Genomic DNA, 15,586 nt, shown 5'->3' on the forward strand with positions numbered 1-15,586 from the left:
CCTCAGTGCCGGGTTTTGAGGAGGTTGGCATGCTCAATGCGATAGCGTGGGCGCTCGCCTGTTTTGGCGTCGTCGCTGTCGATATTGCCCTGAGCGTCGTTTTGTTCTCCGCCCTTGGCGTCGCATCGGTGTTCATGGGTTTTTCGATCGATGACCTCGACATTCAATTGCTTCAGGCCGCCGCTCAGACGGCGTCGTTTTTGATGGCGCTGCTGTGGTGGCGTTATCTGTGGCCGCGCTCGTTTATGACGCGTTCGCAAAGCGAGTATCCGCTCGGCGGGGGAGCGCGTGGGGCGTGGAAACGCATCGCCTGCGTTATCGTGATCGGTCTTGCCCTGCAGGTGGTCGTTAGCTACGTGACCGACGCCGTACTGTCGCTGTTGCCCGATGCCGCGGCCGACTACAGCGAGCTTGTCGAGGAAACGGGCATGGGCGATACCAGTCCTCTTGCCGTCCTGACCACGGTGCTCGGCGCGCCGTTTTGCGAAGAGCTCCTGGTGCGCGGTGTCATCTTTGAGTTTTCGCTGCGTGCGTTTAATCCCCAGTGCCGTCCGCTCTGGAAGCGCCGGCGTCGTGCGAGTGCGCAAGACGGCGCCATAGTGCCCTGGGCGGCCCCAAGCACGTGGGGTGTCGCCGCGGCGATTGTGCTGCAGGCGGCAATCTTCGGTTTTATGCACATGAATTGGGTGCAGGGTTGCTACGCGGGTGCCGCCGGCCTCATCTTTGGTTGGGTGCTCGTGACGACCGGAAAGCTCCGCTACACGATCCTGCTGCACTTTGCCTTTAATGCCGGGTCGTATCTCATGGGCATGCTGTGGTTTGTGAACACGCCGGTCGACGTGGTGGTCACGGTCGCTATCGCCGGCGTCATCCTCGTTGAGGCAATGCGCTCGCTGCGCCACGCGTGTGGTATGGATGCAGCGAGCGCACTGCTGCCTTAGTTGCGGCGACCGCCTCCGTTGGCACCCTGACGCCCCTGAGCCGCACGGTTGCGCCCGGCGGTGTTCTGCGCGCGCGACATGCCGCTGTGCCCTTTGCTGCCCTTGGGTCCCTTGGCTCCAGCGCCACCGTAGCCCTTGCCGCCCTTCTTGCCGGTGCCATGTCCGCCGCCGGCAGATGTCTCGCCCGGGCGTGGCGGCACGGGACGGATCAGGCAATGCTTGGTGTAGCCGATCAGGTCGCGACGGCCGGCTTTCTCTAGCGCCTCGCGCACGAGCTTGTAGTTCTCGGGCTTGCGATACTGGATGAGCGCGCGCTGCATGGCCTTTTCGTGCGGGTCGCGCGCCACATAGATCGGCTCCATGGTGCGCGGGTCCACGCCGGTGTAGTACATGCACGTCGACATGGTGGACGGCGTGGGGTAGAAGTCCTGCACCTGCTCGGGCATGTAGCCCATGTCTCGCACGGCTTCGGCAAGGTCCACGGCTTCCTTCATCGTCGATCCGGGATGGCTCGAGATCAGATACGGCACCACGTACTGCTTGAGTCCGTACTCGCGGTTCAAGCGTTCAAATTTACGGCAGAATGCGTCGTAGACGGCTCGGCTCGGTTTGCCCATCACGGAAAGCACCGCGTCGCTCACGTGCTCGGGTGCTACGCGTAGCTGGCCCGAGACGTGGTGCTCCAGCAGCTCGCGCAAAAACTCGTCCGAGGCATCGGCCATGGTGTAGTCGAAGCGGATGCCGCTGCGGACAAAGACCTTCTTGACGCCCGGCAGCTGGCGCAGGTCGCGCAGCAGCTGGGTGTAGCCGCTCTCGTCGACCACCATGTTCTTGCACACGCTCGGCCACAGGCAGCGCTTGTTCTTGCATACGCCGTGCTTGAGCTGCTTGTCGCAGGCGGGACGGCTAAAGTTGGCCGTCGGCCCGCCCACGTCGTTGATATAGCCCTTAAACTCGGGATCGCGCGTGAGCAGCTCGGCCTCGCGCATGATCGAGTCGTGGCTGCGCATCTGCAGCACGCGGCCCTGGTGGAAGGTGAGCGCGCAAAACGAGCACTCGCCAAAACAGCCGCGGTTGGAGCTGATCGAAAACTTGATCTCGGCAAAGGCCGGCACGCCGCCCGCCGCGTCGTAATCGGGATGCCAATCGCGTGCGTAGGGGAGCTCGGCCACCTCGTCCATCTCGTCGGTGGTGAGCGTCGCCGACGGCGGGTTCTGCACCACATAGACGCTGTTGGGGTAGGGCTCTACCAGGCGATGTCCGGTGATGGGGTCCATATTCTGCTGCTGCACGTTAAAGCTGCGCGCGTAGTTGAGCTTGTCGGCGGTAAGGTCGTCCCAACTGGGCAGCAGGTCGTAGTCGTAGACCTCGTCGAGCGAACCCGTGCGGTAGACGGTGCCGTTGATATAGGTAATCTGATCGACGGGCAGTCCCGCGTCGAGCGCGTCGGCGATCTCGACAATCGCGTGCTCGCCCATGCCGTAGATGAGGATGTCGGCGCCCGAGTCGAGCAGTACCGAGCGCTTGAGCTTGTCCTGCCAGTAGTCGTAGTGGGCCAAGCGACGCAGGCTTGCCTCGATGCCGCCGATGATGATGGGGGCGTCCTTGAATGTCTGGCGGATGAGGTTGCCGTAGACCGTGACGGCACGGTTGGGGCGGTGTCCCTCCTCGCCACCGGGGGTATAGGCGTCGGTGTGGCGGCGGTGCTTGGTCACCGAATAGTGGTTGACCATGGAGTCCATGTTGCCGGCGCTGACGAGAAAGCCCAGGCGCGGCTCGCCGAGCACGGTGATGCTGGCGGGGTCGGTCCAGTCGGGTTGGCAGATGATGCCCACCTTGTAGCCGTGCGCGTCGAGGACGCGGCTGATGATGGCCATGCCAAAGCTGGGATGGTCCACGTAGGCGTCGCCGCAGATGTAGACAAAGTCGCACTGGTCCCAGCCGCGCGCATCCATGTCGGCGCGGCTGACGGGGAGGAACTTATCGCGGCCCGGGCGCCAGGGGCGGACAGGCGCTGCCGGGGCATGCGCGGGGCGCGAGCCCTGGGTTTTGCTTCCACGCTTTTGCTGCTGGCCGCGTTGGGCATGCTTGCCGTGCTGGTTGTGCTGAGCGTCCTGGGGCTTTTTTGCCACGATTCCTCCCGGTGTTTGTATGCTGCACGTAATTGTAACCAGTCTTTTTGGGACGGGGCTAAAAAGACTGGTGGAGTACACGAGGTGTCGTGTGTCGATGCCGCGCCCGCCGTTTGTTTCCAGACGGTGTATCTGCGCGTTGGGGAGTCCGTCTCGCGGGCGCGCCATGTTGTCAATGGGTTACAGTATGAACGGCGGCTATGTTTCCGCCAACGCACGAGAGGGTCGTCAACAAGGAGGGCGCACGACGATGCAGCGTGCCAAACAGATATCGGAGTCTATTGAGCTGGGCATCATCTTGGCGCTCGCCGGTGGCTTTATGGACGTTTATTCGTACATTGGGCGCGACCATGTTTTCGCCAACGCGCAGACGGGCAACATCTTGCTGGTGGGCGTGAGCATCTCGGAGGGCAATTGGGCGCTCGCGGGGCGCTATTTCTTCCCTGTGGTGTCGTTTGCCGTGGGCATTATGCTTGCCGACCTGGTACACGAACGGTTTGGCAGCGTGATTCACTGGCGCCAGGTGACGGTGTTCTTTGAAGCCGTCATCTTGCTGGGCGTGAGCTTTATCCCCGGCGGCGGCTACAACTTGCTCGCCAACTGCCTCATCTCGTTTGCCTGCGGTATGCAGGTCGAGAGCTTCCGCAAGATCCACGGTCACGGCATTGCCACGACCATGTGTATCGGTAACCTGCGCAATGCGCTGCAAAACGTGGACGACTACATCATCACCCACAAGCGCGGCTTTTTGGAAAACGGCCTGCTGTACTTTGGCGTGATCTTTACCTTTGTGTTTGGCGCTGTGCTGGGAAACTGGTGTATTGAGCGCATGGGGCTGCACGCTATTGCGGTGGCGAGCGTGCTGCTGTTCGTGGCGTTTGCCATCATGTTTATCGACCGCGAGCGCGACCTGCGTTTTCGCTGGAAGCGCGCCTGCGAAGATTGGAAAGAGGCCTGCCAAAAATAGCGGCAGGATGTGGCAAGGGGCTGACCCCTTGCCACACTGATCAATAATGGGGAGGGGACGGTCATCTCGGCTGCCCCTTCTTTGTTTAGTGGTCAGGCGGTGACGATACCAGTTGTTGAAACGCTTTAAATAATCTGACATTCTCACGCGTTTTTCGCTTCAAAAGCGTTAGGATGGGAGCCATAGCGTGGGGCGTAATGGGTGCCCCGCACACGATGGGAGGCTATCAATGGCTAATCGTTTCGTTCTCAACACCATTTCTTATCATGGTTCCGGCGCCATCAAGGAGATCCCCGGCGAGCTCCAGCGTCGCGGCTACAAGAAGATTTTCGTCTGCTCCGATCCCGATCTGGTCAAGTTTGGCGTTACCGCTAAGGTGACCGACGAGCTCGATGCCGCCGGCATCGCTTGGAGCCTCTACTCCGAGATCAAGCCCAACCCCACTATCCAGAACGTCAAGGACGGCGTCGAGGCCTTCAAGGCCGCCGAGGCTGATGCTATCGTGACCGTCGGTGGCGGCTCCTCTATGGACACTGCCAAGGCCATCGGCATCATCATCAACAACCCCGAGTTCGCCGATGTCCGCAGCCTCGAGGGCGTTGCTCCCACTAAGAACCACGCCGTGTTCACCATCGCCGTGCCGACGACCGCCGGTACCGCTGCTGAGGTGACCATCAACTACGTCATCACCGACCCCGAGAAGGTCCGCAAGTTCGTGTGCGTCGACACCAACGACGCCCCCGAGGTCGCCGTCGTCGACCCCGACATGATGGCTTCCATGCCCGCCGGCCTGACCGCTTCCACCGGCATGGACGCTCTGACCCACGCCATCGAGGGCTACACCACCAAGGGCGCTTGGGAGCTCTCCGACATGTTCCACTTTGAGGCCATCAAGCTGATCAGCGAGAACCTGCGCGACTCCGTTGCCGAGGCCAAGTCCGGCCAGCCCGGCTCCGGCCGCGAGGGCATGGCTCTTGGTCAGTATGTCGCCGGCATGGGCTTCTCTAACGTTGGCTTGGGCATCGACCATGCCATGGCTCACACCCTGTCCGCTCACTACGACACCCCGCACGGCGTCGCTTGCGCCATGCTGCTGCCGATTGCCATGGAGTTCAACAAGCCGGTTTGCGCCGAGCGCCTGGCCAAGGTCGCCGTCGCCATGGGCGTTGACACCACGGGCATGAGCACCGATGAGGCTGCCGACGCCGCTATCGCCGCCGTTAAGCAGCTCTCCGCTGACGTGAACATCCCGCACGTCTGCGAGGCCATGAAGGCTGACGAGATCGAGGTCCTGGCCAAGGACGCCATGGCCGATGCTTGCTTCCCGGGCAACCCGCGCGAGGCGACGCTCGACGACGTCATCGAGCTCTTCAAGAAGATCTGCCCGGCTGCCTAACATGGTTCGGCGGGCCCCTGCCCGTTACCCCCACAATCGTCCTCGGACATGTCGGAGGCCCCGCTGCGCACTACGTGCGGTGGGGCCTCCTTCTGTCCTGCGGAAAGATTCTGGGGCCAACGGGCGGGGGCCCGCCGGCTCGTTATCGTGGCGGGCGCCGCTCTGAGAAGCTCGATGGGTTGTCTCGCTAGGTAAAAAGATGGTTCGCGGTGGTATCGTTGCTGTGGGTTTAATTCGATATGAAAGGGTGACTTTGGTGTCCAAGATGGATTCTACGCTCTCCTATATTACTGACCAGTTGAAGGCGCTGACTTCTATTGCTTCGCCTACGGGCTATACCCGTGCGGCGACTGATTATCTAATGGAAACGTTGCGCGATATGGGCTTTGGCCCCGAGCGTTCCAATAAGGGCAACGTGCTGGTTGAGCTTGGCGGCGAGGGTGAGCCGCTTGTGTTGGCGAGCCATGTCGATACCCTGGGCGCCATGGTGCGCTCCATTAAGGACAATGGTCGCCTGCGTCCCACGACGCTCGGCGGGCATCAGTGGTCTACGGCCGATGGCGAGAACTGCACCGTCTACACGCGCGATGGCAATGTGTACACGGGTGTGGTCCTCAATACCGAGCCTTCGGCGCACGTGGCCGACGAGCCGGTCAAGACCATCGAGAAGAACATGGAAATCCTGCTCGATGAGAATGTCGACAGCAAGGACGATGTGCTTGAGCTGGGCATTCAGACGGGCGACATCATCGCTATGGATCCGCGTACCACGGTGACGGAGAGCGGCTACATTAAGAGCCGCTTCTTGGATGACAAGCTGTCGGCCTCCATTTTGCTGGGCTTGGCGCGTGCCGTCGCCGCTGGCGAGGTGACGCTTTCGCGCAAGGTTTCACTGCTCTTTACGGTGTACGAGGAGGTCGGCCACGGTGGTGCCTTTGTGCCGGCCGACACGCGCGAGATGATCAGCGTTGACATGGGTTGCGTGGGTGACGATCTGGGCTGCACCGAGCGCATGGTGTCGATTTGCGCCAAGGATTCGGGCGGCCCCTACAACTACGATCTGGTGACCACGCTGTCCAATATCGCGCGCGAGCTGGAGCTCGATTACGCCATCGACGTGTACCCGCATTACGGCTCGGACGTTGAGGCCACGCTTTCTGCCGGCTACGACATCCGTCACGGCCTGATCGGCCCTGGCGTGTACGCGAGCCACAACTACGAGCGCAGCCACATCGACGGCGTGTGCAATACCTATGAGCTGGTTCGCGCCTACGTTCAGCGCTAGGGGAGCAGCTTGCGACTCGGCTGACCAATCGCTAAGGCCCGATTTCTCGGGCCTTTTTTCGCTTTGGGTCGTTTAGTATTATGATGTATGTAATCTATTAACTAAACGTGTAAATTACTTAACGAGGTGATGTGGTGTATGGATACGTCTGAGTACTTGTCTATGGGTGATGCTGCCCGCCTGCTGGGCGTTACGAAAGCCCGCATCTCTCAACTTGCCGCATCGGGAACGCTCGCGTGCGATATTGTGGGCGGACGGAAGATGGTCGAGTACAATTCCGCGGTCGCTTATCAAAAGGTCCGCAAACGTGGACGCCGTCCTGCGGCCGATGTGGGGCGCAAGTTTACGCTGATGTCGGCCGACCATGAGGTCGCGCATGTCTCATTTGATCCGTCGCGCGAATTTCCCTTCGAAATCGCGGAGGTCCTCGATGCACAACGAATGCCGTTTGGCACGTGCTCGAGCTCTTCTCCTACGGTGAATAAACGGGAGCTCAACGTGTGGTGGAGCCATCGGTCGGTGCCCGATGTTCGCCCCGGACTCGTCTCGCGCTATCGTGAACTGGGAATTGCCAGTGGCATCGAGGTCCCGGTTCAGTGCCTGGGCCTCTCGCTTTCGGATTGTTATTGGCTGCGGCCGGCCGATTGCGCCGAACTCAAATGGCGAAACCTCAATTACTTCGAGAATGATTTTGAGCGATCGGCGCCCGAGGGACGTTCGGGTTGGCTGGAGGGCATCGGTCTTAAAAATCCGGATAACACGTCCGAGGGCGAGCTCCCTAAATCGTGGATGATTCGCAACGCTGTTCGCGTTCTGGTCAAGGGGTGCGGCATGGACGATCAGCGTCCCTTTAACGAGGCGGTTGCAACGGCTCTACATCGTCGCTTGTTGTCGGAGGGCGAGTTTGTTCCTTATACGGTTGAGCGAATGTTCGATGGCCCTGTGTGTCTGTGCGACGACTTTCTTGACGGCCGCGAGGAATACGTTCCGGCTGTTTACGTTAAGGGCGCACTTGGTAGCCAGCGGGGAAACTCGACATACGACCGGTACTGCCGCTTCCTTGGTAAGCATGGAGCAGACGAGGCTGCCGTGAGAAGGTCTATGTCGCAGATGATTGTCTGCGATGCCCTTTTGGCCAACAGCGATCGCCATTGGCGAAACTTCGGCATCATCCGCAATGTCGACACCCTGGAGATAAGGCCTGCTCCGCTGTTCGATAGCGGCAACTGCCTGTGGTACAACGTACCAACTGCCGTGCTCGCAGCTGGGGAGTTTGGGTTTTCTGCTAAGCCGTTTGGGCCCGACCCTTCCGTCCAGCTGGCGCTTGCGGACTCACTCGATTGGTTCGATTCATCGCGGCTCAACGGATTTGTTGATGAGGCGATCGAGATTCTTTCGCAGAGCGAATGGGCCACAGCGGAGGGCCGGCTCGAGTCCATTTGCCGCGGCCTCGAGCGTCGCGTTATCGAGGTGAATGCTGCTGTTGAGGTGCTTCGACACATGCGGCGATAATCCTGCGGCTACTTGATGGCGGCAGTTACCGTGCCGCCGCCCAGGACGACGTCGCCGCGATAGATAACGACGGCCTGGCCGGGGGCGATGGCGCGCTGCGGCTCGTCAAAGGTCAGAAGCATCTGTCCGTCGGCGCCACGTGTAAGGGTCGCTGCCTGGTCCTTTTGACGGTAGCGGTACTTGGTGCCCACGCGAATGTCGCCGGATGTGAGCTCTGCCTCCATGCGGTCGGCAGGGGCACTCCAAATCCAGTCGTTGGCCGTGAGTGCTGTCGCCGTCAGGTCCTCAGCCTCGCCCAGATGCACAATGTTGTTGGCGGCATCGACGCCCGTTACATACACGGGGCGCGCCATCGCGACGCCCAGGCCCTTGCGCTGGCCGACGGTATAGCGCAGTGCGCCGTTGTGGCGTCCGACCACGCTGCCGTCGCGCCATACAATATCGCCCGGCTCGGCGGCATGCCCGCAGCGGCGCTCGATATAGCCCGCGTAGTCGCCGTCCGTGATAAAACAGATATCCTCGCTCTCGGCCTTCTTGGCGTTGATGAAGCCCTGCTCGGCGGCAATGCGGCGCACGTCGCGCTCTTTGTCCAACCCTGCCAGCGGAAAGATTGTGCGTGCCAGGCGCTCTTGCGTGAGCGAATACAAAAAGTAACTCTGGTCCTTCTTGGAGTCTTCGCCGCGGTGCAGTTGCCAGGTGCCATCGGGCGCTTGGCTCGTTTTGGCGTAGTGACCCGTGGCAATGTAGTCACAGCCCATATCGAGCGCCGCGTCGAGCAGCGCGCCAAACTTAATATGGCGGTTGCAGATGATGCACGGGTTGGGCGTCAGCCCCTCCTGATAGGCGGTCACGAAGCGCTCGATAACGTTGCGGTCGAAGGCCTGCTGCAGGTCGAGCACATGGTGAGGTATCCCCAGGCGATCGGCGACGGCCTTTGCATCGGCGATGTCGCGGTCGACCTTGCTCATGCCCGTGACGGGATCGGGCGCAGGGCAGGTGAGGCGCATAGTGGCACCGACGCATTCGTAGCCTTGGCACTTGAGCAGATAGGCAGTCACGCTGGAATCGACGCCGCCGCTCATGGCGACGAGCACGCGCTTGTTGTGCATGGGGAGGTTCTCCTTGGTGGCATGTGGCCAAAAAAGAAAAGCGGCGCGGGAGGCTGGTTCCGCGCCGCAGACATTGTAGCAAGTTCGGACGTCTCGTGGGACACCCTGACGGGATGGGCTCAGACCGCCGGGAGAGAGAGGAGGCAGGTTCGTCCCTGAGCTCAACCTATGGGAAAAAAGGCTCTAGTCCTGGAACAGTGCCGTGGACAGGTAGCGCTCACCGGTATCGGCGAGCAGTGCCACGATGGTCTTGCCCTCGTTCTCGGGGCGCTTGGCTAGCTGCAGCGCGGCCCACACGGCGGCACCGGACGAAATGCCCACGAGCACGCCCTCCTTGTGGCCCACGGCGCGGCCGGTGGCAAAGGCGTCGTCGTTCTCGACGGGGATGATCTCGTCATAGACCTGGGTGTCGAGGACGTCGGGCACAAAGCCGGCACCGATGCCCTGGATCTTGTGCGGACCGGCCTGGCCTTTGGAGAGTACCGGGGAGGTGGCGGGCTCGACGGCGACAACCTGAATCTCGGGGTTCTGCTCCTTGAGGAACTCGCCCACACCGGTCACGGTGCCGCCGGTGCCAACGCCGGCGACGAAGATGTCGACCTTGCCGTCGGTGTCGTCCCAGATCTCGGGGCCGGTCGTGGCCTTATGAATGGCGGGGTTGGCGGGGTTCACAAACTGGCCGGCGATGATGCTGTTGGGGGTCTCCTTCTGCAGCTCCTCGGCCCTGGCGATGGCGCCCTTCATGCCCTTGGAGCCGTCGGTGAGCACGAGCTGTGCGCCGTATGCCTGCATAAGCTTGCGGCGCTCGACGGACATGGTCTCGGGCATGGTGATGATCACCTTGTAGCCGCGAGCCGCCGCCACCGAGGCGATGCCGACGCCGGTGTTGCCGCTCGTGGGCTCGATGATGGTATAGTCGCCGCCGCGCACGAGCTTGCCGGCCTTCTCGGCCTCGTCAATCATGTTCTTGGCGACGCGGTCTTTGACGGACCCGGCGGGGTTGAAGTATTCCAATTTGACGAGTACGCGGGCCTTGAGGTCCTCATCGGCCTCAAAGTGAGTGAGCTCCAAAAGCGGGGTGTGGCCGATAAGCTGATCGATGGACGTATAAACCTTGCTCATGGTGAACCTCCAAGTGTTCAAATGACTGGATCCGTGTAGTTTACGGTGGCCTAGTAGCTAAACCCATAAACCTTATAGGTTGTTCTTTTAGCTGTTGGCAAGCATAGTAGACACTAAAGCCTAGTAATGCAATAGGAAATAGAAGATTATTACGAGCTGATTAACCACCTTGACCGGAACGGGTATTTCCAAAGCCAATTTTTCGGCTAGAATTTCAACGGATTAAAAGACCGAAAGGCAGCACTATATATGTTGGTTTCTACTAAGGGCAGGTACGCCCTGCGCGTTATGGTCGACCTGGCCGAGCACCAGGCGGCCGGTCGCATCCCGCTCAAAGAGATTGCGGCGCGACAGGGGATTTCCGAGAAATATCTCGAGAACATCTTGGCTACGCTCGTGCGCGCCAACATGCTCTCGGGCATGCGTGGCAAGGGCGGCGGCTACGTGCTCACGCGCCCGCCCGAGCAGTACACGGTGGGAGAGATCTTGCGCCTGACCGAGGGCAGCCTGGCGCCGGTCGCCTGCCTGGATGGCGACTGCAAGGGTTGCTCGCGATCTGATGAGTGCCCCACGCTCGACGTGTGGAAGAACCTGGACAAGCTCATCAACGACTACCTCGACGGTGTGACGCTCGATGCGCTCGTCGCCCCCAACGGGGGCTACGACTACGTCATCTAGCCCCACCAGCCATTTGGGGACGGGGTAGAAATGGTAGATTTTCTTGTCCTCTGAGGCTTGACAAAGGCGAAGGCCGTCCATCGTTGCGATGGACGGCCTTCGTTTTGGCGTGTTGTGGCGGTCCGTATCCGGTTGCTTTAGTTCCTGGCGATGCTGTCGAAGATGCTTCGAGTGATGGACACCAAAATGCTACCCATAAAGGCCGACCCAAAGCTGGCAATGGAGATGCCCGCGCCCAGCAGATTTACCGATAGGTAGCTGGCAAGCTCGAGCATAAAGCTGTTGACTACAAGCTGAAAAATACCCAGCGTGATAATGGTGAGCGGCAGCGAGATGACCGTCAGGAGCGGCTTGACGAGCGAGTCGACGATGTTGAGGAACAGTCCCACAAAGGCAAAGCAGACCCAGGCGTCGGCCATGCCGAAGGGCTGAATGCCGGGGACGAGGAACGTGGCGATCGCGATGGCGATTGAGGTCAAAAGCCAGTTGAGCAAGAAGCGCATGGTGGGTTCCTTTCCGGTGCGCGTGACGTGTTGGTGGCGCGTAAGCTCGTTTGCCGCGGCGAATCGGATGGTTGCCTTGGCGTGCGCCTCTGCGTTGGGCGCCCATTGTCTCAGATATTCGTGGAGCTTGCGTGCGCATTTGGTTTCAAAACGGCGTTCGTCCTAAAAAACGCGCCGCTGACAGAGAGTCTTGTCACTTTAGTTTGGTGGTGTGCTAAACTGCTACGGGCAAAAGCCACATGCGTTGCCCTATTGCATGGAATGGGCGAACGATGCCCGGTACCAGTATCAACTTCGATGCCTTTTGGCGGGTTTGGCGGTGATCGATGAATATCGAGAACATGTTTGACAAGCCTGATGTCAAGCAGCTAGTCCACGCATTTAGTCTTTTGGACGACGAGAAAGATATCCAAGCGTTTTTGACCGATATCTGCACACCGCGCGAGATTTGCGATCTATCGCAGCGTCTGCAGGTCGCGCGCTACCTGGATGAGGGCGAGCCCTATGTCGAGGTTCAGGTCCGTACCGGCGCTTCGTCCACCACGGTGAGCCGTGTATCCAAGGCGCTCAACGGCGAGTACGGTGGCTACCGCAAGATCCTCATTAAGCTGGAGGATGGCGAATAGGCCGCGGCAAAACGAATTGTGAAAAACCGCTCCTCCGGGGGCGGTTTTTATATGCCGAATAATTGGTGCAAGCGAACCTGCCCCCTTTGCACCAACGTGGTGCAAAGCGACTTGTCTCCAAAGCGCCAAAAGATGAAGCTGCGGTGGCAATGTGTCCGCTTGGGCGGGTAGGATGGATGCATTGATTATTGCGAACAGTTTGAGTGGAGGACCATGCCTGTTCGAATCTATACCACTAATGCCGGCACGGATTTGAGCGATGCCGAGTCGGCGCTGCTTGCCGACCTTATTGCCCGCCACGGGCGTGCCGTGCTGCTGGCGCCAACGTTTGCCGAGCTCGACCTGTGCCGTCATGATGCGGCGGAAGCCGGCGTTTCGCTGGGCATCGATTACAAGACGCCCGCGTCGTGGCTTCGCTCGCTTTGGGAGCTTTTGGGCGACGGGCGCGGTTTCGTCGACAACCTGCAGCGCCAGATGCTGTTTTCGGACATGGTCACGCGTCTCGATGATGTCGACCTGCAGCCGCTTTCGCGCAGCCAGGGCACGGTGCGCATGCTTGCGCGCATGGCCCGCGATGTGCTGCCAGGTGTGGCGGGGACAGCTGCCGAGCGATGCCGTGGCAACAATTGCCGGCCTGAGCCAAAAAGCGATGCCGAGGCTCGTGTGTTCGAGCTTTTGCGTGCCTACGCGGGCGGTCTGGACCGTCGAGATATGGTCGAGCCCTGCGAGGCGGCTGACATTATGGCCAGCGCTCTGGCCGATAATCTGCCGGCGTGCGCCCGTGCCGTCTGTGTACGCGGCGTCACGTCGTTTACGCACGGTCTGCTCGAGCTGCTGTCTGCTGTGGCGAACAGTGGGGGAGAGGTCGTCGTGCTGCTTGCTCGCGAGCAGGCGGCGATGCGCGAGGAACTTGCCGCGGCATTTGATGCCAGCGGTGTGCTGTTTGAGATCGCGCCGCTGGGGGAGGACGCCGTCGCGTCTGATGCCGCTTGTGGAACCACCGCTCAGCCTGCCTTTATTGAGGTCGCGGGCCCCCACGCCCGCGCTCATGCTTATGCGGACGCAATTGATGTTCTGGTAAAAGCGCGCCAGGGTTTCGGGGCCGACGATACCGCCGGCCTCTCCGCCGACCCCGTACGCGTGCTCGTTGTTTCTGCCCGGGCACCCCAGCTGTTCGGTGAGCTCGCCTCTCGTCTGGCGGCTCGTCATATCGCTGCCGAGACAACTGAATTCACGGCGTTTTCCCAATCCATTGCGGGCAGGCAGTTTGCGGCGCTTGCCAGCTTGATCGAGCGCATGAAGGCGGCCGATGAGGGTGTGGCGTCAAAGACCGAGTGGTGGCCCGCGCCTGAGCTTGCCGACTGGATCTACAGTCCGCTTTCGGGCGCTGATGCCGCCAATGCCCGTATCTTCGATAAGAATATGCGTCTCTCGCGTAGCAAGACTACCGCGGGCGTTAAGAGCCTGCTGCAGAGCGTGCAAGGCCAGGTGAGGGGCGCACGCAAGGCGGCGAGCGACGAAAACTGGTTTAAGAACGTACCGTGTGTGGTCTCGGACGTGTTCCAGGCACTGTGGCGCGACAAGCCCGTGACGGCGCTCAAGGCCATGCTTGCCGTTGCCGAGGCGTTGCCCGATCGCTCGCTGGGTAGCCTGGATGGCCAAGCTCGTCGCCAAGCGGAGACGGCCCTGCTGCGCCACGCCATCGACATCCTTATGAATGACGCCCGCGCGCTCGACGTGTCGCAGGCCGCGACCGTGCCCGTGCTCGATGGCATTCGCACCAAGGTGGACAAGCGTAGCACCGCCTACGATTACGAGACCTACGAGGTTGACGGTGCGCCACGTGCCCAGGTTCGCTTTGCCTCGCTTGCCGATGTGGCGGCTCTGCGCCCCGGCAGCTACGATGCCGTGCTGTTTGCCGATGTCGATCTGGACAGCTATCCGCTCTCACGCGAGGAAGGACCGCTGGCCACGTTGGCTGCGAGCCTTGGTCGCGAGGGCGTGACGCTTGAGCCTGCGGCCTTGTTGCGCGTGCGCTTTGGCCACGCGATGCGGGCGGCACGTGGCCCGGTTGCGCTTGCGCGCGTGACGCACGATCGCCAGGCGCGCGAGTGCTATCCGGCTGCCGTGTGGACCGAGTTGCGGGCGCATGCCGAGGCCACCGGTGCCGCTCAGGTGACATGCGTGGGCGAGGGCGATATCGTAGGTGATTTTGACCCTGCAGCCGGCAAGGGCCTCAAGCGCGAGCGCGTGGCATGCGAGGCTCCTCAGCATTTGAGCGAGGCGGCCGTGCCATATCTGGTCTTGCGCCGTCGGGACGGCGAGGGCGAGGACGCGCCGCTTGTACCGCGTCTGACGTCTGCCTCGCAGATCGAGGCCTATTCCACCTGCCCGCTGTGCTGGTTCGTCTCGTATCGCGTTAAGCCCCAGTCTATCGACGCGGGTTTTGGCAACATGGAGAAGGGCAACTTTGTCCACGACGTGCTGGAACATCTGCATGCCCGTTTGCCCCAAGAGGGCATGGAGCGTGTGACGCCCGAAAACCTGCCGCGTGCGCAGGAGCTGCTGCACGAGGTCTTTGCCGAAACCTTGGCCGAGCACGCCGGCAAGCGTGGCAACGAGGGCCCGCTGGTACCGCTCTCTGCGGTGGAGGAGCGTCAGGTGGCCGAGATCCTGCCGCAGCTGGAGGGCGTGCTTGCTTACGAGTCCGAGGCGCTTGCCCCCTTCGCTCCGCGCTACCTGGAGTTTGCGTTCAACGAGCTCCAGGTCGAGTATGCCGGCTGGCCGCTCGGCGGGCGCATCGACCGTGTGGATGTGGATGCCGAGAATCGCGCTGTGGTGATTGACTACAAGCATCGCACGGGCGTTGAGGAGTTTAAGCTCGCCGACCCTACGGTGCGCGACGAGGAATCGGGCACGGCGCCCATCGACGATCCGCGCTGGTTGCCGCCACATACCCAAACGCTCATCTACGCCCAGGCCATGCGCCGGGCGCTGGATTTGGATACCCGTGCGGCGCTCTATTTTTCGACCAAGGGCGGCAAGCCGGCGTTGCGCGGTGCCGCGAGCGCCGAGCTGCTCGAGGAAGAGCGTGGCGACGGTCGCATCCCGGGCCTTAAGAAAGGTTTCCCCGGCGAGGGTGGCAGCATGGACTTCGACGCCCTGCTCGATCGCGTGGAGGCCGGCATCGCCGAGCGCTTGCGCGAACTCGAGGCGGGCAACGTCACTGCTGTCGACCCGGCGTCGACGCAGGCCGCGCATGCCCGCTGCTCGTATAACCACGAAGGAACGTTTGTAAGGAGGGACGTGTAGACC

General features: G+C 61.4%; 12 protein-coding genes. 8 read left to right on the forward strand and 4 right to left on the reverse strand.

Going from position 1 to position 15,586, the window contains the following annotated elements; genetic code table 11:
• Nucleotides 1–29 precede the first annotated feature (29 nt).
• A complete protein-coding gene (locus tag ACTNDJ_RS01970; protein ID WP_441063519.1) occupies nt 30–941 on the forward strand; it encodes a CPBP family glutamic-type intramembrane protease in 912 nt (303 codons plus the stop codon).
• On the opposite strand, the gene ACTNDJ_RS01975 is transcribed toward ACTNDJ_RS01970, so the two are convergent.
• Nucleotides 938–3,073 (reverse strand): YgiQ family radical SAM protein, encoded by a 2,136-nt coding sequence (locus tag ACTNDJ_RS01975; protein WP_441083253.1) that lies wholly within the window; start codon nt 3,071–3,073, stop codon nt 938–940. The two genes, ACTNDJ_RS01970 and ACTNDJ_RS01975, sit on opposite strands and share 4 nt — an antisense overlap.
• A 250-nt stretch (nt 3,074–3,323) precedes the next feature.
• Here ACTNDJ_RS01975 and ACTNDJ_RS01980 point away from each other — a divergent pair, with 250 nt between their 5' ends.
• From ACTNDJ_RS01980 to ACTNDJ_RS01995, 4 genes are all read left to right on the forward strand, one after another.
• Nucleotides 3,324–4,040 carry a YoaK family protein gene (locus ACTNDJ_RS01980; protein WP_154515938.1) on the forward strand — a complete coding sequence of 239 codons (717 nt, stop codon included), beginning with the start codon at nt 3,324–3,326 and terminating at the stop codon, nt 4,038–4,040.
• A 229-nt stretch (nt 4,041–4,269) separates the two neighbouring features.
• The gene (gene fucO / locus ACTNDJ_RS01985) at nt 4,270–5,436 is read left to right on the forward strand and encodes a lactaldehyde reductase (RefSeq protein ID WP_154515935.1); all 1,167 of its coding nucleotides are present in this window, start codon (nt 4,270–4,272) and stop codon (nt 5,434–5,436) included.
• Nucleotides 5,437–5,701: 265 nt separating this feature from the next.
• Nucleotides 5,702–6,721, forward strand: a complete 1,020-nt coding sequence (locus tag ACTNDJ_RS01990) for a M42 family metallopeptidase (RefSeq protein WP_441063540.1) — start codon at nt 5,702–5,704, stop codon at nt 6,719–6,721.
• A gap of 138 nt (nt 6,722–6,859) precedes the next feature.
• Nucleotides 6,860–8,233 (forward strand): hypothetical protein, encoded by a 1,374-nt coding sequence (locus ACTNDJ_RS01995; protein WP_441063514.1) that lies wholly within the window; start codon nt 6,860–6,862, stop codon nt 8,231–8,233.
• Between the two features lie 8 nt (nt 8,234–8,241).
• Here ACTNDJ_RS01995 and mnmA read toward each other — a convergent pair whose 3' ends face one another.
• Both mnmA and cysK read right to left on the reverse strand, forming a co-directional pair.
• Nucleotides 8,242–9,507, reverse strand: coding sequence for a tRNA 2-thiouridine(34) synthase MnmA (mnmA, locus tag ACTNDJ_RS02000; RefSeq protein ID WP_441063512.1), 1,266 nt, complete (start codon nt 9,505–9,507; stop codon nt 8,242–8,244).
• 18 nt (nt 9,508–9,525) lie between these two features.
• A complete protein-coding gene (cysK, locus tag ACTNDJ_RS02005) occupies nt 9,526–10,464 on the reverse strand; it encodes a cysteine synthase A (RefSeq protein WP_154515926.1) in 939 nt (312 codons plus the stop codon).
• Nucleotides 10,465–10,713: 249 nt separating this feature from the next.
• On the opposite strand from cysK, the gene ACTNDJ_RS02010 reads away from it, so the two are divergent.
• A complete protein-coding gene (locus ACTNDJ_RS02010) occupies nt 10,714–11,142 on the forward strand; it encodes an RrF2 family transcriptional regulator (RefSeq protein ID WP_154515923.1) in 429 nt (142 codons plus the stop codon).
• 137 nt (nt 11,143–11,279) lie between these two features.
• On the opposite strand, the gene ACTNDJ_RS02015 is transcribed toward ACTNDJ_RS02010, so the two are convergent.
• Nucleotides 11,280–11,645, reverse strand: coding sequence for a phage holin family protein (locus ACTNDJ_RS02015; RefSeq protein WP_441063510.1), 366 nt, complete (start codon nt 11,643–11,645; stop codon nt 11,280–11,282).
• A gap of 326 nt (nt 11,646–11,971) precedes the next feature.
• Between ACTNDJ_RS02015 and ACTNDJ_RS02020 the strand changes: the two genes are divergently transcribed.
• Together ACTNDJ_RS02020 and ACTNDJ_RS02025 are read left to right on the forward strand one after the other, a co-directional pair.
• Nucleotides 11,972–12,271 carry a YerC/YecD family TrpR-related protein gene (locus ACTNDJ_RS02020; RefSeq protein ID WP_154515917.1) on the forward strand — a complete coding sequence of 100 codons (300 nt, stop codon included), beginning with the start codon at nt 11,972–11,974 and terminating at the stop codon, nt 12,269–12,271.
• A gap of 213 nt (nt 12,272–12,484) precedes the next feature.
• Nucleotides 12,485–15,583 carry a PD-(D/E)XK nuclease family protein gene (locus ACTNDJ_RS02025; protein ID WP_441063507.1) on the forward strand — a complete coding sequence of 1,033 codons (3,099 nt, stop codon included), beginning with the start codon at nt 12,485–12,487 and terminating at the stop codon, nt 15,581–15,583.
• The last annotated feature ends 3 nt before the right edge of the window (nt 15,584–15,586 follow it).

The organism is Collinsella sp. HCP3S3_D1 (genome assembly GCF_052064015.1).
GTDB lineage: Bacteria > Actinomycetota > Coriobacteriia > Coriobacteriales > Coriobacteriaceae > Collinsella.